At 52.8% G+C, this 17,503-nt stretch carries 14 protein-coding genes and 1 tRNA gene; 9 read left to right on the forward strand and 6 right to left on the reverse strand.

What is annotated here, in order from left to right; all coding sequences use genetic code 11:
- Positions 1-164: 164 nt before the first annotated feature.
- Positions 165-995 (forward strand): topoisomerase II, encoded by an 831-nt coding sequence (locus OGV71_RS19250; RefSeq protein ID WP_086504852.1) that lies wholly within the window; start codon positions 165-167, stop codon positions 993-995.
- A 26-nt stretch (positions 996-1,021) separates the two neighbouring features.
- Here OGV71_RS19250 and OGV71_RS19255 read toward each other — a convergent pair whose 3' ends face one another.
- The 4 genes from OGV71_RS19255 to pepA form a co-directional block, all read right to left on the reverse strand.
- Positions 1,022-1,525 (reverse strand): GNAT family N-acetyltransferase, encoded by a 504-nt coding sequence (locus OGV71_RS19255; protein WP_003025856.1) that lies wholly within the window; start codon positions 1,523-1,525, stop codon positions 1,022-1,024.
- A gap of 218 nt (positions 1,526-1,743) precedes the next feature.
- Positions 1,744-4,599 carry a valine--tRNA ligase gene (locus tag OGV71_RS19260; RefSeq protein WP_032948415.1) on the reverse strand — a complete coding sequence of 952 codons (2,856 nt, stop codon included), beginning with the start codon at positions 4,597-4,599 and terminating at the stop codon, positions 1,744-1,746.
- The gene (holC, locus tag OGV71_RS19265) at positions 4,599-5,042 is read right to left on the reverse strand and encodes a DNA polymerase III subunit chi (protein WP_003025862.1); all 444 of its coding nucleotides are present in this window, start codon (positions 5,040-5,042) and stop codon (positions 4,599-4,601) included. The genes OGV71_RS19260 and holC overlap by 1 nt, the downstream gene beginning before the upstream one ends.
- A 136-nt stretch (positions 5,043-5,178) precedes the next feature.
- Positions 5,179-6,690 (reverse strand): leucyl aminopeptidase, encoded by a 1,512-nt coding sequence (pepA, locus tag OGV71_RS19270; protein WP_204584184.1) that lies wholly within the window; start codon positions 6,688-6,690, stop codon positions 5,179-5,181.
- A gap of 153 nt (positions 6,691-6,843) precedes the next feature.
- On the opposite strand from pepA, the gene OGV71_RS19275 reads away from it, so the two are divergent.
- The 3 genes from OGV71_RS19275 to lptG all read left to right on the forward strand — a co-directional run bounded on the left by OGV71_RS19275 (position 6,844) and on the right by lptG (position 9,139).
- Entirely contained in the window at positions 6,844-6,894 is a 51-nt protein-coding gene (locus OGV71_RS19275; protein WP_212723231.1) for a hypothetical protein, read from the forward strand.
- 62 nt (positions 6,895-6,956) lie between these two features.
- On the forward strand, positions 6,957-8,057 hold the full coding sequence (gene lptF / locus OGV71_RS19280; protein ID WP_032948416.1) for an LPS export ABC transporter permease LptF: 1,101 nt from the start codon (positions 6,957-6,959) through the stop codon (positions 8,055-8,057).
- Positions 8,057-9,139 carry an LPS export ABC transporter permease LptG gene (gene lptG / locus OGV71_RS19285; protein WP_003025875.1) on the forward strand — a complete coding sequence of 361 codons (1,083 nt, stop codon included), beginning with the start codon at positions 8,057-8,059 and terminating at the stop codon, positions 9,137-9,139. The genes lptF and lptG overlap by 1 nt, the downstream gene beginning before the upstream one ends.
- A 101-nt stretch (positions 9,140-9,240) precedes the next feature.
- Here the strand turns inward: lptG and OGV71_RS19290 are convergent, their stop codons facing one another.
- Together OGV71_RS19290 and ahr are read right to left on the reverse strand one after the other, a co-directional pair.
- On the reverse strand, positions 9,241-10,743 hold the full coding sequence (locus tag OGV71_RS19290; protein ID WP_003025876.1) for a helicase HerA-like C-terminal domain-containing protein: 1,503 nt from the start codon (positions 10,741-10,743) through the stop codon (positions 9,241-9,243).
- A gap of 147 nt (positions 10,744-10,890) precedes the next feature.
- Positions 10,891-11,910 carry an NADPH-dependent aldehyde reductase Ahr gene (gene ahr / locus OGV71_RS19295; RefSeq protein WP_003839634.1) on the reverse strand — a complete coding sequence of 340 codons (1,020 nt, stop codon included), beginning with the start codon at positions 11,908-11,910 and terminating at the stop codon, positions 10,891-10,893.
- 220 nt (positions 11,911-12,130) lie between these two features.
- On the opposite strand from ahr, the gene OGV71_RS19300 reads away from it, so the two are divergent.
- The 5 genes from OGV71_RS19300 to dbpB all read left to right on the forward strand — a co-directional run bounded on the left by OGV71_RS19300 (position 12,131) and on the right by dbpB (position 17,502).
- Positions 12,131-12,215 (forward strand) — tRNA-Leu (locus tag OGV71_RS19300).
- A 199-nt stretch (positions 12,216-12,414) separates the two neighbouring features.
- The gene (locus OGV71_RS19305) at positions 12,415-13,662 is read left to right on the forward strand and encodes a tyrosine-type recombinase/integrase (protein ID WP_174349140.1); all 1,248 of its coding nucleotides are present in this window, start codon (positions 12,415-12,417) and stop codon (positions 13,660-13,662) included.
- A 540-nt stretch (positions 13,663-14,202) separates the two neighbouring features.
- Positions 14,203-15,054 (forward strand): hypothetical protein, encoded by an 852-nt coding sequence (locus tag OGV71_RS19310; protein WP_050487632.1) that lies wholly within the window; start codon positions 14,203-14,205, stop codon positions 15,052-15,054.
- Positions 15,055-15,127: 73 nt separating this feature from the next.
- Positions 15,128-16,378, forward strand: coding sequence for a tRNA-guanine transglycosylase DpdA (gene dpdA / locus OGV71_RS19315; RefSeq protein WP_032175786.1), 1,251 nt, complete (start codon positions 15,128-15,130; stop codon positions 16,376-16,378).
- A complete protein-coding gene (gene dbpB, locus OGV71_RS19320) occupies positions 16,375-17,502 on the forward strand; it encodes a DGQHR domain-containing protein DpdB (protein ID WP_032175787.1) in 1,128 nt (375 codons plus the stop codon). The genes dpdA and dbpB overlap by 4 nt, the downstream gene beginning before the upstream one ends.
- Position 17,503 lies beyond the last annotated feature (1 nt).

Genomic DNA, 17,503 nt, shown 5'->3' on the forward strand with positions numbered 1-17,503 from the left:
TTCCTTTCTTTGACGCGCGGTGCCCATCGCCGCGCGGTTTAATCCTTCCTGTTTCTGTTAGCAAAATCTGGTGGCTGGAAATAGCTCGCTGCTGCCGTAATAATCAAAACATCGAAGGGGAAATATATCCCTGTAACAGAGACGATTTGGCATAAGGATGGTTAATGAACTGGGCACACGTTTTGTTGGCAGGTTATATCGGGGCGGTGATTGCTATCGTCGTCGGCATGTTTCGCAAAAAAGGCTGGCTGGGCAAGGTCTCCGGCGCGGTGGTCTTTGTGGTGGCGATTATCGCGTGGAATCTGTTTGATGTGCACTACCTGATCCCACGCGAAAGCCCGGATTATGGTCTGACGGATGCGCAGAAATTTGAAAACGCGATGCTGTCCATGCCCGTTTATCAGGTGCTTAAGGAGCAGGAGCCAGCGCTGTGGCAGAACATCCTCACCCAGGCAACGCAGCTGAAAGAGGCGGGGAAAAACGAGCAACAGATTATCGACGCTATTCAGCCGCAGATCCTACAGGTACAGATGGCGCGTTTGCAGCAGGCGCCTGATGCCAACGTGATCGAGTATATGAAGATTAATCTCGAGCAGATTGCCGCGGTGGCAAAAGTGGGTAATGACGAATGTTTTCGCTTTTTGTTCCCGGCTGTGAAAGGCGGGATTAACCCGGTGCGTATTATTCCGCGCGAGCTCATGAACCGTCGTATGGCCAGCGACATGAGTATGATGCACGCGGCCTATGGCCCGAACAAACATACGGTTACGGCGGAAGAAAAACAGTTGGCGCTTCAGGATCTGCAATCCATCAGTCCGGGGCTGGTACAGCGCTTTGGACCGGATATCCAAATCATGGCCGATCCGAGTAAAGGCGTGGGCAAAGAGAAAGTCGTCTGTGAAATGGTGCAAGATTTATGGTCACAGGTGCTGAAGCTGCCAACCGCTCGTGCGGCTGGCGTTATTCGACTGATGCTCTCAGCCGAGATGCAGTAACGCGGCTAAAGCCTCTCGGCGTAAGGTCAGAGGGGCTTTAACATTCGCACTTCACAATCTACGTGCCCGGTACAGCCCAGCGCTTCGCTGATATGCTCAAAGCCTAAATGCTCATACAGGCGGATTGCCTCAGTCAGAAACGCCGTGGTCTCAAGATAGCACTGCTTGAAACCTTGCTCACGGGCATGTTCAAGCGCCATCAGCGCCAGTTTTTTCGCCAGCCCCTGACCGCGCGCGCTCGACAGGAAGTACATCTTTTGCAGCTCGCAAATGTCTGGTTCACTACATCCTAACGGTGCAACACCACCGCCGCCCACGACTTCACCGTTTTGCTCAACCACCCAGTAGGCCGCGCCCGGCTGGCTGTAAACCTGGAACAATTCGTCCAGATTAGGGTCGGCAACGGTGTAGCCTTTATCGGCGGTCAGGCCGTATTCAGCGGAAACTTTGCGGATAACGCGGGCAATTGCGGCGTTATCATCGGCAGAAATTCGGCGCAGCGTTGCCGCGACGGAGGTAATGGCACTCATAGCGAACTCATGACATAAAAGTGAGACATATGCAGTTAATACCACTGCGGTGAGGGGAAGCGCAAGCGAGGATAATTCAATAAAAAGCCTCTGAGCATATGCGTCAGAGGCTTTTATTGTCTGCGGCGTCGGATGCGCAACACTTATCCGACCTACGTTGACGGTGCCCGTTTGCCGGATAAGCGTAGCGCCACCCGGCAAACGTACGGGCACGATTTTTACAGCGCGGCGATAACTGCCTGCTGTTCAATCAGCTTAGCTTTGGCTTCTGCGTAACCGTCCAGCTTCTCACGCTCTTTGGCGATGACCGCTTCCGGTGCGCGGGCAACGAAACCTTCGTTGGAAAGTTTGCCTTCGATACGGGCAATCTCACCTTCGATTTTCGCCACTTCTTTCGCCAGACGCGCCAGCTCATCTTCTTTGTTGATGAGGCCAGCCATCGGGATCAGCAGTTCGGCGCCGTCGATGATTTTGGTCACGGAGACCGGACCTTTATCATCGGCTGGCAGCACAGTGATGCTTTCCAGACGCGCCAGGTTCAGCAGGAAGCTCTTGTTGTCGTTGACACGACGCATTGCATCCGCGCTGCAACCACGCAGCAGCAGCTCCAGCGGTTTGCCCGGGGCAATGTTCATTTCCGCGCGAATATTACGTACGGCAACGATCGCCTGCTTCAGCCATTCGGTATCGGCCAGCGCCGCTTCATCTACCTGAGCCGCGTTATATTCCGGGAACGGCTGCAGCATGATGGTATCTGCGGTGTTGCCACAAATCACCTTCACGCGCTGCCAGATGGTTTCGGTGATGAACGGGATAATCGGATGCGCCAGGCGCAGCAGACCTTCCAGCACGGTGACCAGCGTATTACGGGTGCCGCGCAGTTCAGCATCAGTTCCTCCGGTCATTACCGGCTTGGTCAGCTCCAGATACCAGTCGCAGAACTGGTTCCAGGTGAATTCGTACAGGATGCCCGCAGCGATATCGAAGCGGAAGTTATCCAGCGCTTCGCGGTACGCTTTGATGGTCTGGTTGAATTCAGCGAGGATCCAGCGGTCGGCCAGAGACAGGGTCATTTCGCCGCCGTTGAAGCCGCAATCATTTCCTTCAGTGTTCATCAGCACGAAGCGGCTGGCGTTCCACAGCTTGTTACAGAAGTTACGGTAACCTTCCAGACGCTTCATATCCCAGTTGATATCGCGGCCGGTAGAGGCCAGCGCCGCCAGGGTAAAGCGCAGGGCGTCGGTGCCGTGCGGCTCGATGCCGTTCGGGAACTGCTTCTCGGTACGTTTGGCAATCTTCTCAGCCAACTGCGGCTGCATCATGTTGCCGGTGCGTTTCTCCAGCAGCTCCGGCAGTGAGATACCGTCGACCATATCCAGCGGGTCGATAACGTTGCCCTTGGATTTGGACATCTTCTGGCCTTCGTCGTCGCGAATCAGACCGGTCATGTAGACGGTATGGAACGGAACCTGCGGCTTGCCGTTTTCATCTTTGATGAAGTGCATGGTCATCATGATCATGCGGGCAATCCAGAAGAAGATAATGTCGAAGCCGGAGACCATCACGCTGGTTGGGTGGAACTGACGCAGCGCGTCGGTGTTTTCCGGCCAGCCGAGCGTGGAGAAGGTCCACAGCGCGGAGGAGAACCAGGTATCCAGAACGTCTTCGTCCTGACGAAGCTGAACGTCGGCGCCGAGGTTGTTTTCCTGACGCACTTCGTCTTCGGTACGGCCAACATATACGTTGCCGTCGTTGTCATACCATGCCGGGATACGGTGACCCCACCACAGCTGACGGGAAATACACCAGTCCTGAATATCGCGCATCCAGGAGAAGTACATGTTTTCGTACTGCTTCGGTACGAACTGGATGTCGCCGTTTTCAACCGCTTCAACCGCCGGTTTTGCCAGCACGTCGGCACGGACGTACCACTGGTCGGTCAGCATCGGTTCGATAACCACACCGCCACGGTCGCCGTAAGGAACGGTCAGATCGTGAGGTTTGATCTCTTCCAGCAGGCCCATCGCATCAATGGCAGCGACGATCGCTTTACGCGCGGCAAAGCGTTCCAGCTTCTGGAACTCAGCCGGGATTTCATTGGAGTAAACGTCGGACTCTTCACCTTTGGTGTCGTACACTTCCGCGGTTTCACGGATGTCACCGTCAAAGGTCAGAATGTTGATCATCGGCAGGCCGTGACGTTTCCCGACTTCGTAGTCGTTAAAGTCGTGTGCCGGGGTGATCTTCACGCAGCCGGTGCCTTTTTCCATATCGGCGTGTTCGTCGCCGACGATCGGAATACGGCGGTCAACCAGCGGCAGAATAACGAATTTGCCGATCAGATCTTTATAGCGCGGATCTTCCGGATTCACGGCCACGCCGGTGTCGCCCAGAATGGTTTCCGGACGGGTGGTCGCCACGACCAGGTAATCTTTACCGTCTGCGGTTTTCGCGCCGTCGGCCAGCGGATAGCGGATGTGCCACATCGAGCCTTTAGACTCGCGGTTTTCCACTTCCAGGTCAGAAATAGCGGTGCGCAGTTTCGGGTCCCAGTTGACCAGACGCTTGCCACGGTAAATCAGATCTTCTTTGTACAGGCGAACAAAGACTTCTTTCACGGCATTGGAAAGACCTTCGTCCATAGTGAAGCGCTCGCGCTCCCAGTCAACGGAGTTGCCGAGACGGCGCATCTGACGGGTAATGGTGCCGCCGGATTCCGCTTTCCACTGCCAAATTTTATCGATAAACGCTTCGCGACCGTAGTCGTGACGGGTTTTACCTTCTTCAGCGGCAATCTTACGCTCAACCACCATCTGGGTAGCGATACCCGCGTGGTCGGTACCAGCCTGCCACAGGGTGTTTTTACCCTGCATGCGCTGGTAGCGAATCATGGTATCCATGATGGTTTGCTGGAAAGCATGACCCATATGCAAACTGCCGGTGACGTTCGGCGGCGGGATCATGATGCAGAAGGACTCTTTGCTTTCATCGCCGTTAGGTTTGAAATAGCCCTGCTTTTCCCAGTGCTCGTAAAGCGGCTGTTCGATATCTTGTGGGTTGTATGTCTTTTCCATTATTTCCAGGTTGCCGTATTCAGGTTAAAACCAGCCACGCGGTAAGCTTTGTAGCGATCGCGTGCCGATTGTTTCAAAGAATCTTCGTAAGGAACGAAGTCTATCACTTCTGTGAAAGCGGTGGCAAAATCTGCAAAGCCAACGCGCAAACTGATGAGCAGGTCGCGCGGGCTGCTATTGCGTTTCTCCGGCCAGGCAATTTCTACCGGCGCGCCGCCTCTGGGGCCTTCGCCCGCCAGATTATGCGGAACAAAGCTTTCTGCCGGTCTTGCCCACAGGGCTTCATCCAGTCGAAGAGCCTGCTTTTCGTTTTCACAGGCGATAAGCACGCGCTTGCCAGCCCGCCAACGTTCTGCGGCAATTTCACACACCAGTTGCTCGACGGCGCTTAAACCATCTTGTTGTGTGTCGTTGTCCAGAAGATAGAACGTCGCATTCTTCATATATGGGGCTTCTTGTGGTGGATTTAAATGCGTTGCCATGATGCACACCGTAGGCCTGATAAGGCGTATTAGCGCCGCCATCAGGCGTTTTGCCGGATGGCACTGCGCTTATCCGGCCTACGGGGCAATCTTAAACTTACTCTTCGCCGTTAAAACCCGCGCGATTGAGCAGGAACTGCGACAGTAACGCGACCGGACGACCGGTTGCACCTTTGGCTTTACCGGAGCGCCATGCGGTACCGGCGATATCCAGGTGCGCCCAGTTGTACTTACGGGTAAAGCGTGACAGGAAGCAGCCCGCGGTAATAGCGCCGCCAGGGCGTCCGCCGATGTTCGCCATATCCGCAAAGTTAGACTCTAACTGCTCCTGGTATTCATCACCCAGCGGCAAACGCCACGCGCGGTCGCCAGCCTGCTCGGACGCACCGATCAGCTCATGTGCCAGCGGGTTGTGGTTCGACATCAGGCCGGTGATGTGATGGCCCAGCGCAATCACGCACGCGCCGGTCAGGGTCGCAACGTCAATCACCGCCTCCGGCTCAAAGCGCTCGACGTAGGTTAACACGTCGCACAGCACCAGACGGCCTTCGGCGTCGGTATTGAGCACTTCAACGGTCTGACCAGACATGGTGGTCAGCACGTCGCCTGGGCGATACGCGCGGCCACCCGGCATATTTTCGCAGCCCGCCAGTACGCCGACGACGTTGATGGGCAACTGAAGCTCGGCCATCATGCGCATTACGCCGTACACAGCCGCCGCGCCGCACATGTCGTACTTCATCTCATCCATGCCTTCGGCTGGTTTGATGGAGATACCGCCGGAGTCGAAGGTTAACCCTTTACCGACCAGCACAATCGGACGCGCGTCTTCGGACGGATTGCCTTTGTACTCGATGACTGACATCAGCGACTCGTTCTGCGAACCGTGACCGACGGCGAGATAAGAGTGCATACCCAGCTCTTTCATCTGCTGCTCGCCGATCACGCGGGTCACAACATTTTTGCTGTAGCTGTCTGCCAGCTGACGCGCCTGAGAGGCCAGATAAGCTGCGTTACAGATGTTCGGCGGCATGTTGCCGAGATCTTTCGCCGCTTTAATGCCAGCGGCGATTGCCAGACCGTGTTGGATCGCACGCTCACCGCTGGTCAGCTCGCGGCGGGTCGGCACGTTGAAGACCATTTTACGCAGCGGGCGACGCGGCTCGCTTTTGTTGGTCTTCAACTGGTCAAAGCTGTACAGCGTTTCCTGTGCCGTCTCAACGGCCTGGCGCACTTTCCAGTAGTTATTGCGCCCTTTGACGTGCAGCTCAGTCAGAAAGCAGACGGCTTCCATTGAGCCAGTATCATTCAGCGTATTGATGGTTTTCTGAATGACCTGCTTATACTGGCGCTCGTCAAGTTCGCGCTCTTTGCCACAACCAATGAGGAGAATTCGCTCAGACAGAACGTTAGGAACATGGTGCAGCAACAGGGTTTGACCCGGTTTGCCTTCCAGTTCGCCACGACGCAGCAGTGCGCTGATGTACCCGTCGCTGATCTTGTCGAGCTGCTCTGCAATCGGAGAGAGGCGGCGTGGTTCAAAGACACCCACGACGATGCACGCACTCCGCTGTTTCTCCGGGCTACCGCTTTTTACACTGAACTCCATGCACTACGCTCCTGAATCTTAAAGACAACAGCGGTGGCTACGGATAGAATTGCAAGCTTTCGTAACTCATACCCGCTGTTGCGGTGACTTCGTGTTAATCTTAACGTTATTACGGCATTGGCACGTCAGAACAATTTCTGAGAGGTGGATCCGTTGAGTATAATGATCTTAGCGACGATTTCGACGACTCAAGAGAATAAATGACGTTTAAGCCATGAAACAAGCTAAATTCCGGCAAAAGACGGGTTTTTACGGGCGTATTTAAAGTGATAATCATAAGATATCTGGTTCGGGAAACGCTCAAAAGCCAACTTGCGATCCTATTCATCCTGCTTTTGATCTTCTTTTGTCAAAAGTTGGTCAGGATCCTTGGTGCGGCTGTTGACGGTGATATCCCGGCAAATCTGGTGCTCTCGCTGCTGGGGCTGGGCGTGCCAGAAATGGCGCAACTTATCTTGCCCTTAAGCCTGTTCCTCGGGCTGCTGATGACGCTGGGCAAACTGTATACCGAAAGTGAAATTACGGTCATGCATGCCTGTGGGCTGAGCAAGGCTGTGCTTGTTAAAGCGGCGATGGTGCTGGCGTTGTTTACCAGTATTATTGCGGCGGTCAACGTGATGTGGGCCGGACCGTGGTCCTCCAGACATCAGGACGAAGTCCTGGCGGAGGCGAAAGCGAACCCCGGTATGGCGGCGCTTGCCCAGGGGCAATTCCAGCAGGCGACCAACGGCAGTTCGGTGCTGTTTATCGAAAGCGTTGACGGCAGCAACTTCAAAGACGTGTTCCTCGCGCAAATCCGCCCGAAAGGCAACGCTCGTCCTTCGGTCGTCGTAGCCGATTCCGGACATCTTACCCAGATGCGTGATGGCTCTCAGGTTGTGACGCTAAACCAGGGGACGCGCTTTGAAGGTACCGCGCTGCTGCGCGATTTCCGCATTACCGACTTCCAGGATTATCAGGCGATTATCGGCCATCAGGCCGTGGCGCTGGATCCAAACGATACCGAACAGATGACCATGCGTACGCTGCTGGCGACCGACACCGATCGTGCCCGCGCGGAGCTGACATGGCGTATCACGTTAGTATTCACCGTATTTATGATGGCGCTGATGGTTGTACCGCTGAGCGTGGTAAACCCGCGTCAGGGTCGCGTGCTGTCGATGCTGCCGGCAATGCTGCTCTATTTGCTGTTCTTCCTGGTTCAGACATCGCTGAAGTCGAACGGTGGCAAAGGTAAGCTGGATCCGGTGTTCTGGATGTGGGTGGTTAACCTGGCTTATCTGGCGCTGGCGATTGTGCTTAACCTCTGGGATACGGTGCCGATGCGCCGCTTGCGTGCCCGTTTTATGCGTAAAGGAGCGGTATAATGCAGCCTTTTGGTGTACTTGACCGCTATATCGGTAAAACCATTTTCACCACCATCATGATGACGCTGTTCATGCTGGTGTCGCTCTCCGGGATCATCAAGTTCGTTGACCAGCTGAAAAAAGCCGGGCAGGGGAGCTACGATGCGATGGGCGCCGGGCTGTATACCCTGCTCAGTGCGCCGAAAGATATCCAGATCTTCTTCCCGATGGCGGCGCTGCTGGGGGCATTGCTGGGGCTGGGCATGCTGGCCCAGCGCAGTGAACTGGTGGTGATGCAGGCTTCTGGCTTTACCCGTATGCAGGTGGCGTTGTCGGTGATGAAAACCGCGATTCCGCTGGTGCTGCTGACGATGGCCATTGGCGAATGGGTCGCACCGCAGGGTGAACAGATGGCGCGTAACTACCGTGCGCAGCAGATGTACGGCGGCTCGCTGCTCTCTACCCAGCAGGGTTTGTGGGCGAAAGATGGTGACAGCTTTGTCTACATCGAGCGGGTGAAAGGCGAGGCCGAGCTGGGTGGGATTAGCATCTACTCGTTTAACGACAAGCGCCGTCTGCAGTCTGTACGCTACGCTGCGAGCGCGACGTTTGACCCGGAACAGAAGGTCTGGCGTTTGTCGCAGGTGGATGAATCCAACCTGACCGATCCGAAACAAATCACCGGCTCGCAGACGGTGAGCGGCACCTGGAAAACCAACCTGACGCCCGACAAGCTCGGCGTCGTGGCGTTGGATCCTGACGCGCTGTCGATTAGCGGTCTGCATAACTACGTGAAGTACCTGAAGTCGAGCGGCCAGGATGCCGGACGCTACCAGCTCAATATGTGGAGCAAAGTCTTCCAGCCGCTATCAGTGGCGGTCATGATGCTGATGGCGTTGTCGTTTATCTTTGGTCCGCTGCGTAGCGTCCCGATGGGTGTGCGTGTGGTGACGGGGATTAGCTTCGGTTTTGTGTTCTATGTGCTGGACCAAATCTTTGGCCCGCTGACGCTGGTGTACGGCATTCCGCCGATTATCGGTGCGCTGCTGCCAAGCGCCAGCTTCTTCCTGATAAGCCTGTGGCTGATGCTGCGTAAATCGTAATCATAGTAATCGTAGGCCTGATGGCGTTGCGCTTTTCAGGCCTACTCCGGACCCGTAGGCCGGATAAGGCGTTAAGCCGCCATCCGGCAACGTAATACGGGCTAGCGTTTTCTCCCGCCCATCAAACTCCCCAACATGCCGCGGATTATCTGATTAGTAACCTGTCGCGCCGCGCTTTTCGCCACGCTCTGTACCACGCCATCGCGCTTGCCGCCGCGCGGCCCTGTGCTGCCAAATAAAATATCCTTCAATCCACCGAGGATACCGCCGTCCACCTCGACCGCTTTACCGTTGGCGGGAGGCGTATTTTGCTGCTCGGTACTGGCCTGCACGCCCTGCTGTAAACGTTCATAGGCGGACTCTCGGTCGATATCTTCTTCATATTTGCCGTACAGCGAAGAGTGATTAATCAGCCCGTTGCGCTCGTCGTCCGTCACCGGTCCCATCCGTGAGCACGGCGCAATCACCATCGCCCGTTCAACCACCGACGGGCTGCCTTTGGCGTCCAGAAACGACACCAGCGCCTCGCCGGTTCCCAGCTCCTGAATGGCTTTTTCGGTATCAAATGCCGGGTTGGCGCGCATGGTTTGCGCCGCGGTTTTCACCGCTTTCTGATCTTTCGGCGTGAACGCGCGCAGGGCGTGCTGCACGCGGTTCCCCAACTGACCAAGCACGTTGTCCGGAATATCCGACGGGTTTTGCGAGACGAACCACACGCCGACCCCTTTCGAGCGGATCAGACGGATCACCTGTTCGATTTTATCCAGCAACACCTGCGGGGCATCGTTGAACAGCAGGTGCGCTTCATCAAAGAAGAACACCAGTTTTGGTTTCTCCAGATCGCCCGCCTCCGGCAACTGTTCGTACAGTTCAGAGAGCATCCACAGCAGGCTGGCGGCGTACAGTTTGGGCATCTGGTAGAGCTTCTCGGCGCTGAGAATATTAATCATCCCTTTGCCGCTGGCGTCGGTACGCATCCAGTCTTTGATGTCCAGCATCGGTTCGCCAAAGAAGTGCGCCGCTCCCTGCTGCTCCAGCGACAGCAGTCCGCGCTGGATAGCCCCGACCGAAGCGCTGCTGATATTGCCGTACTGATTCTGGAAGGATTTAGCGTTATCGCCGATGTACTGAGTGATGGCCCGCAGGTCTTTGAAATCGAGCAGCAGCAGGCCCTGGTCATCGGCAATGCGGAAGATAATATCCAGCACGCCGGACTGAACGTCGTTGAGATTCAACAGACGAGCCAGCAGCAGCGGCCCGAGGTCAGATACCGTGGCTCGCACCGGGTGACCCTTTTCGCCGAAGATATCCCACACCGTGACCGGATTACCATGCGGTTGCCAGTCGGTAATGCCGATGTTTTTCAGGCGGGCGAGCAGCTTTTCAGAGGCTTGTCCTTCCTCGGCCACGCCGGTTAAGTCACCTTTCACATCGGCCATAAATACCGGTACGCCAATCTCGGACAACGATTCGGCCAGCTTTTGTAGTGTGACGGTTTTACCGGTCCCGGTCGCGCCGGTAATCAGCCCGTGACGGTTGGCCATGCCTGGCAGTAAAAACAGTTCGGTGTCCGGCGTGCGGGCAATTAGCAGGGGTGCGCTCATTGAGATTTCCTCCATTTATCCTGCCTGGAGTATAGGCAACCGTGACGCACTCTTCACCGCTAAATTGCGGAGATTGTGAGGAGAATTTTACCTGCCTGGAATAGCGGGGAGAATAGCCGGGAAGCTTACGCCTCCCGACAAAGACGATCAGAAGTCGGCTTTCAGCACCACGCGGTAGCGGGCTTTGCCGTCACGCACATGCTGGATTGCTTCGTTAATTTGCGACATCGGGTACAGCTCGGTGGTAGGCGACACCTTGCTGCGCCCGGCAAACTTCATCAGCTTGCGCAGCTCGAATGGCGTCCCGGTCGCCGAACCGGAGATGCTGCGATCCCCGGCAATTAAGGTAAACGCCGGAACCGGCAGCGGCTTCAGCACTGCACCGACGGTATGGAAGTTACCGCCGTAGGCCAGCGCTTCAAAATAGGGCTGCCAGTCGAGATCGACGTTAACCGTGTTAATGATGAGATCGAACTGGCCCGCCAGCGCTTTTAGCGCATCTGGATCGCGGCTGTTGACCACCTTATCTGCCCCCATCGCCAGCACTTCCTGCTCTTTCGCCGGATTGGAGCTGAACGCGGTCACTTCGCAGCCCATCGCGTGTAACAGCTTAATGGCGATATGCCCCAGCCCGCCGATGCCGATCACCCCGACGCGGCTGGTGGCGGTGATATGGTGCATCAGCAGCGGTTTGAACACCGTAATGCCGCCGCACAGTAATGGGCCAGCTGCCGCCAGATCGATACTCTCCGGTAGCGGGATCACCCACTGCCAGTCGGCCCGTAGCTTCTCGGCAAAGCCACCGCGATTAAGAATAGTGGGAACGGAACCTTCCAGGCAGTTGATCTGATTGCCGCTGATACAGGCGTCGCAGTGCCCGCAGCTGCGCGCCGTCCAGCCAATACCGACGCGCTGACCAACCTTCAGACCCTTATCCTGCGCCGCGCTGCCGAGCGCCGCCACGCGACCAATCACCTCATGCCCGGCAACCAGCGGATACTGAGAGAACCCCCATTCGTTGTCGATCATCGACAAATCGGAATGGCAGATACCGCAGTAATCGACCTGGACTTCGACATCTTCCGGCTTGAGCTCTCCCGCATCATATTCATAGAGTTCGAGTTCGCTGCCCGCCGCTTTTGCAGCGTAGCTTTTTATCATCGACATCGTGTTTCCCTCAGTGTGGTGTTGAACTGGAAGTGTAGAGCATGGGGAAACGGGCCGCTTCGCAGAAGGGGGGATTAAGAAGCGGGTAAACTGTGATGAGGGTTACAGGTAAGAAAGGTAATGCTGAAATTTTCAACACTTAGCGAGCCAGACACACGCTGGCGCTTGCATGGTGGCGCACGACAGGTATAATCCACAACGTTTTCCGCATCCCTTCCGTGCCGGAGTGGCGAAATCGGTAGACGCAGTTGATTCAAAATCAACCGTAGAAATACGTGCCGGTTCGAGTCCGGCCTTCGGCACCATCGGAACATCAATAGACGTCAACGGACGTCTTTTTTTGTGCCTGAAATCCGCGCCACACAAGGCTTTCCGCGATTTTCCTTTCAACAGAAGTCAATCTGAGTCAACCCACATCAAGTCGCTTGTGAGTATAGAACCGAGTATATATGCTGGTTCGATAATGGTTGTATACTCACAGCGGCACATGGAAGGAGAACTTTTATGGCTCTGACAGATATCAAAGTGCGTTCTGCAAAACCGCAGGAAAAGGAGTACACCCTTGTCGATGGGGATGGCATGTTTTTGCTGGTTCATCCTAACGGCTCAAAATACTGGCGGTTCCGCTTTCGCTTTGGTGGTAAGCAGCACTTGATCGCATTTGGTGTTTATCCTGAAACATCATTAGCCGATGCGAGGCAGAAGAGGGAAGAGGCAAGGAGGCTTGTTGCTGCTGGAATCGATCCTCGCGAGCATAAACGTGCTGTGAAAGAAAAACAGGCGAAAGAGGCTATTACCTTTGAGTCTGTTGCCCGAGAGTGGCATGCAACTAACAAGAAATGGTCTGAGGAACACAGCCGACGGGTGCTGAAGAGCCTAGAAGATAATCTGTTTCCAACTATTGGCAAGCGTAGCATTGAAGAGCTGAAGACTCGCGATCTGCTTGCACCTATTAAAGTTGTCGAAGCAACAGGCCGCCTTGAAGTTGCTTCTCGCCTTCAGCAGCGAACCACAGCCATCATGCGGTACGCCGTGCAAAGTGGGTTGATTGATTACAATCCGGCCCAGGAAATGGCTGGGGCTGTAGCTTCAAGTAATCGTGTCCATCGTCCAGCGCTTGAGCTGAAACGCTTATCAGAACTACTCCGCAGAATTGATGGTTACACAGGTCGCCCTATGACTCGTTTGGCCGTCGAACTTACGTTATTGATCTTTATTCGTTCCAGCGAATTGCGCTTTGCTCGGTGGTCTGAGATCGATTTTGAAACATCAATGTGGACGATTCCAGCTGAGCGAGAAACTATTGAAGGGGTAAAACACTCCCAGCGTGGCTCAAAAATGCGTACGCCTCATCTGGTGCCGCTATCTCAACAAGCGTTAGCAATCCTTAAACACGTTCACAAACTTAGTGGCGATCGCGATTTTGTTTTCATTGGCGATCACGACCATCGCAAACCTATGAGTGAAAACACGGTGAACAAGGCCCTGCGCGTTATGGGTTATGACACGAAGGTAGAGGTTTGCGGACATGGTTTCAGGACAATGGCTTGTAGTTCATTGATCGAATCTGGATTGTGGTCAAGGGACGCAGTGGAACGGCAAATGAGCCATATGGAACGTAACTCAGTACGTGCTGCTTACATTCATAAGGCTGAGCATCTTGATGAGCGGCGACTGATGCTGCAGTGGTGGGCTGATTTTTTGGATGCGAATCGGGCAAGGGAAGTTAGCCCTTATGATTTTGGTAAATAGTATAATTCCTGGCGCTTGCTATGCGTGAATTTGAAAAGCCGGCTTGAACTATAATCAATACTTTTTTATAACTGTATTATTCAGGCGACTCTGAGGTGCACTATGAAAACTTTCGATGCCCAACTTGCGATGAGCATTGTATCGCACTCAACTGGAGGTTTTAGTTATGACACTCTTGCTAGAGCGTTGATTTCTAAAGATAAAAATGAAAGCCCTGACGTCCTTCTTGAGTCATGTCGAAGCTTTTGTTTATCGCTTGAGGAAAAAGGCATTTTGAGACGATGCCACAGATGTTCTCATTCTCAAGATGAGTATTTCGAGTATATTCCCCACTAACATCTGTCCCTGAAAAAATTTTCAGGGACAGATAACTCCGTTCTTGTCATCCCCCTTTTTCTACTGTAGCTTGTGTAACACGATTCGGGGGGGGCGATTGTGAGCAACATCAACTTAATAACTACATGTACAAATGGAAAACACTTCGGTTGCGGAGATATATTGAGCCTGAGTCAATTTTCATCAGGCCGAATTTCTTCAAGTGTGCTCGTAAATTCTTGGTGTAATGCTCTGAATGAAGCTATATCTACATCTGCAACAGTATGTGTAGAGGATCTTTATAAAGGTGGGCACTGGGCGACGGCTAAAGTGATTTTAAATGATTATCCTATTGATTTATGGGTGCTTTCTGCTGGCTTGGGCCTCCTTCACCACAAAGACAATGTAGTACCGTATAAAGCGACCTTTGCTGTTGGATATGATGAATCAATACCATTATATTCTCAAGAATATGTAGGGAAAAGTTTTCATAGAACATGGTGGAAAGAAATAACCAATAGGTCTATTTTTAAATCTAAGCATCCTACATCTATTGTAGAGTTAATGAAAAAAAGAAAAAAAGACTATTATATTATCTGTGGTTCTCCAGATTATATTAATGCAATTGAACTGGATATTATTAATGGTCTTGAGTATCTGGTTGATGCAAAAAAACAACTGCTTATTATCACTTCCAAAAAAATCAATGGCAGGTTGACTGCATATCTTTTCAAAACCAACCAAAATATGGCTCAGTGGTTAAGATGCAATATGCTCATGCTTAATATCAGTGTGGCAAAATACATTGTGAAGGAATTTACGTCAAAACAACTTAATGATTTAAATGAGTTATCTCAAAAGTTAGTAGAAGAACTCAAGGAGTTACCTGAGCGTGAAGTAAAAAAAGGAATTCGCCGCAGCCCAGCGGAAGTTAAGTCTTTCATTTTAAAGCTTATGCAACAAAAACCTGGTATCAGTGCAACACATGCGTTGCGAGAGTTTCGCGACGCGGGAAATTCATTTGAGGAAAAACGTTTCCGGGCTGAGTTTAAGGCCCTGATGGAAGCTAAACCTTAATTCTACTTGCCTGGGTTTCATGGTAGAATCCCCCGTTTTTTGAGGCTTTGCAGTGGCATCACAGGAGAGTAAGTTGTCGAAGCTAAAGTATTTTTTCCCTGATAGTCAGGATTTTATCGATCCCAGTTTCGACTTCTTCCGCGAAACGCGTAACGAACATCGCGTGCGTCAACGTGACGATCATTATCCGCATGAGGTTTTTCCTCATCCTTACGATGGTATGCTGGTTTCTAAAGCTGTAGTAGATGGTCTTGGCGGTGGTGAGAGTAAATATACTCGTGCCCAGCGTTTGCGTTACTTCCGTAATGGAATGAAGCACTTTTTCCGCCTGCCGGAAAATATGGAAACTATGGGTGATTGCGGAGCCTTCACCTATGTTAACCAGGACGTCCCGCCATACCGTGTGGAAGAGGTAATTGAGTTCTACGAAACTTCCCGCTTTAACTATGGCGTTTCTCTCGATCACATCGTCTTTGGCTATGAGAAGCCAGGTGAAGTATTCAGTGGTGACGTGTTGGCTGAATGCCGCCGACGCCAGGATATCACGCTGACCTTGGCTCAAGAGTTTTTGAACAAGTCCCAAAGATCTTGTTTCACCGCCTTTGGCGTTGCACATGGATGGAGCAAAACCTCCTACCGTCAGTCTGTAGAGGCTCTGCTGGCCATGGGATATAAAAATATCACCATGGGGGGGATGGTGCCGTTGAAAACGGCGCAGATCCTTGAGACTCTCGAAGAGATTAAACCGTTGCTGAAAAGTGATACGCGTGTCCACTTGCTTGGCATTGCCCGTCCAGAGAGTTTCGCCGACTTTATCAAGTTTGGTGTGACCAGCATTGACTCAACTACACCTCTGCAGCAGGCTTTCAAAGATCGGAAAAATAACTACCATATGCTTGATGGCCCGGCCTATACCGCTGTGCGTGTCCCTCAGTTTGATGCGAATCCAAGTTTGAGTCGCAAAATAAAATCTGGCGTGATTGATCAGGATATTGCACGGCATCTGGAAAAGGATGCCATGAATGCCCTGTTCGAATACGATAAAGGGGCTTTGTCCCTTGAGAAGACTCTTGATGCAGTCCTGGCTTATGAACGCCTGCATTCGGGTGAAAAAGAGGCCGACAAAATCCGTGCGGATTATGAACGCACGCTGGGAGAACGCCCCTGGAAACAATGCCAGTGCAATATTTGCCAGGCCATCGGTATCAACGTCATCATTTTCCGCGGAGCAGAACGTAACCGTCGCCGCGGTTTCCATAATATTCAGGTGTTGTACAACCGTTTACAGCACACATTGTCATTACGCTCAGAGGAACTGTCATGAGTGAATATCGTGTTCCCGCCCTGAGAATCCGACAGGGTGAGGAGAGGCAACTCTATAGCCTTGCGATAGAAGGTAAACAGATCAGCAAAATTGCAGCGATTTCGCGTATTCGTCGCGGCGAAGAGAGTTTGGTTGGTTATCAGCGTCCAGAAGTACGTAACCATATTCGCGAAATTCAGCGCTACATTGAGAGCGCAAATCCGATGATACCAAACCCGGTGATTATCGCTTTTGATAAGCGTGTGCGTTTTGAACCGCTTACAGATAATGGCGACATGGGGCATCTGGTGATACCTTTCTCCGAAGATAAGGATTTTGAGAAGCCAGGGTTTATTGTGGATGGTCAACAACGTACCGCTGCTTTGCGGGATGCGGAAATCGACTCGTTTATGATGCCGGTCTCCGCTTTTATCGCTAATGACGCAGAAGAACAGCGTGAACAGTTTATGCTGGTTAACTCCACAAAACCGTTGCCCAAAACGTTGTTATACGAACTGGCACCGCATACCCACGGCCGTCTGCCATCCGATCTGCAAATGCGTAAGTTTCCTTCACTGCTGACTCAACGACTGAACTTCGGCGAAGGTCCACTTGCGGGGCGCATCAAAACGGCGACCAATCCTGATGGGGTTATTGCTGACAACTCGATGATCAAAATGATTGATGCCAGTCTTCGTGAGGGAGCATTGTATCGCTTCCGTGATCCGGCGACAGGGTTGGGGGATGAAGGGAAGATGGTGAAGCTGCTGAACAACTTCTGGTCAGCTGTGGAAACCGTGTTTACTGATGACTGGGATAAAAAGCCTCGCTATTCCCGCTTGTTACATGGCGTTGGTATTCTTGCGCTTGGAAGCTTGATGGATGAAATCGATCATGTACATCAGGACTATAAAGGTGAACCTGGTTGGACTGAGATCCCTTCCTATACTCGTTTTGTCGAAGAGTTAAACCGAATTAAGCCGCTTTGCGCATGGAGTAGCGGGGTATGGAACTTTGGAACAGACATTGATGGCCAGCCCGTTATTCGTAAATGGAATGAACTGCAAAATCTTTCAAAAGATATATCTTTGGTCACTGATTACTTAGTAACCAGCTATATGAAAACCGTAAATGCAGATATTTAAT

Origin of the sequence: Citrobacter sp. Cf088, assembly GCF_030334295.1 — a bacterium.
In the GTDB taxonomy this organism is placed as follows: domain Bacteria; phylum Pseudomonadota; class Gammaproteobacteria; order Enterobacterales; family Enterobacteriaceae; genus Citrobacter; species Citrobacter freundii.

What these genes read in the sequence shown, in the direction of transcription:
- OGV71_RS19260 (WP_032948415.1), bottom strand. Translation starts at nt 4,599, where the DNA reads ATGGAAAAGACATACAACCCACAAGATATCGAACAGCCGCTTTACGAG.
- dbpB (WP_032175787.1), top strand. Translation starts at nt 16,375, where the DNA reads ATGAGTGAATATCGTGTTCCCGCCCTGAGAATCCGACAGGGTGAGGAG.
- holC (WP_003025862.1), bottom strand. Translation starts at nt 5,042, where the DNA reads ATGAAGAATGCGACGTTCTATCTTCTGGACAACGACACACAACAAGAT.
- OGV71_RS19305 (WP_174349140.1), top strand. Translation starts at nt 12,415, where the DNA reads ATGGCTCTGACAGATATCAAAGTGCGTTCTGCAAAACCGCAGGAAAAG.
- pepA (WP_204584184.1), bottom strand. Translation starts at nt 6,690, where the DNA reads ATGGAGTTCAGTGTAAAAAGCGGTAGCCCGGAGAAACAGCGGAGTGCG.
- ahr (WP_003839634.1), bottom strand. Translation starts at nt 11,910, where the DNA reads ATGTCGATGATAAAAAGCTACGCTGCAAAAGCGGCGGGCAGCGAACTC.
- OGV71_RS19290 (WP_003025876.1), bottom strand. Translation starts at nt 10,743, where the DNA reads ATGAGCGCACCCCTGCTAATTGCCCGCACGCCGGACACCGAACTGTTT.
- OGV71_RS19255 (WP_003025856.1), bottom strand. Translation starts at nt 1,525, where the DNA reads ATGAGTGCCATTACCTCCGTCGCGGCAACGCTGCGCCGAATTTCTGCC.
- lptG (WP_003025875.1), top strand. Translation starts at nt 8,057, where the DNA reads ATGCAGCCTTTTGGTGTACTTGACCGCTATATCGGTAAAACCATTTTC.
- OGV71_RS19250 (WP_086504852.1), top strand. Translation starts at nt 165, where the DNA reads ATGAACTGGGCACACGTTTTGTTGGCAGGTTATATCGGGGCGGTGATT.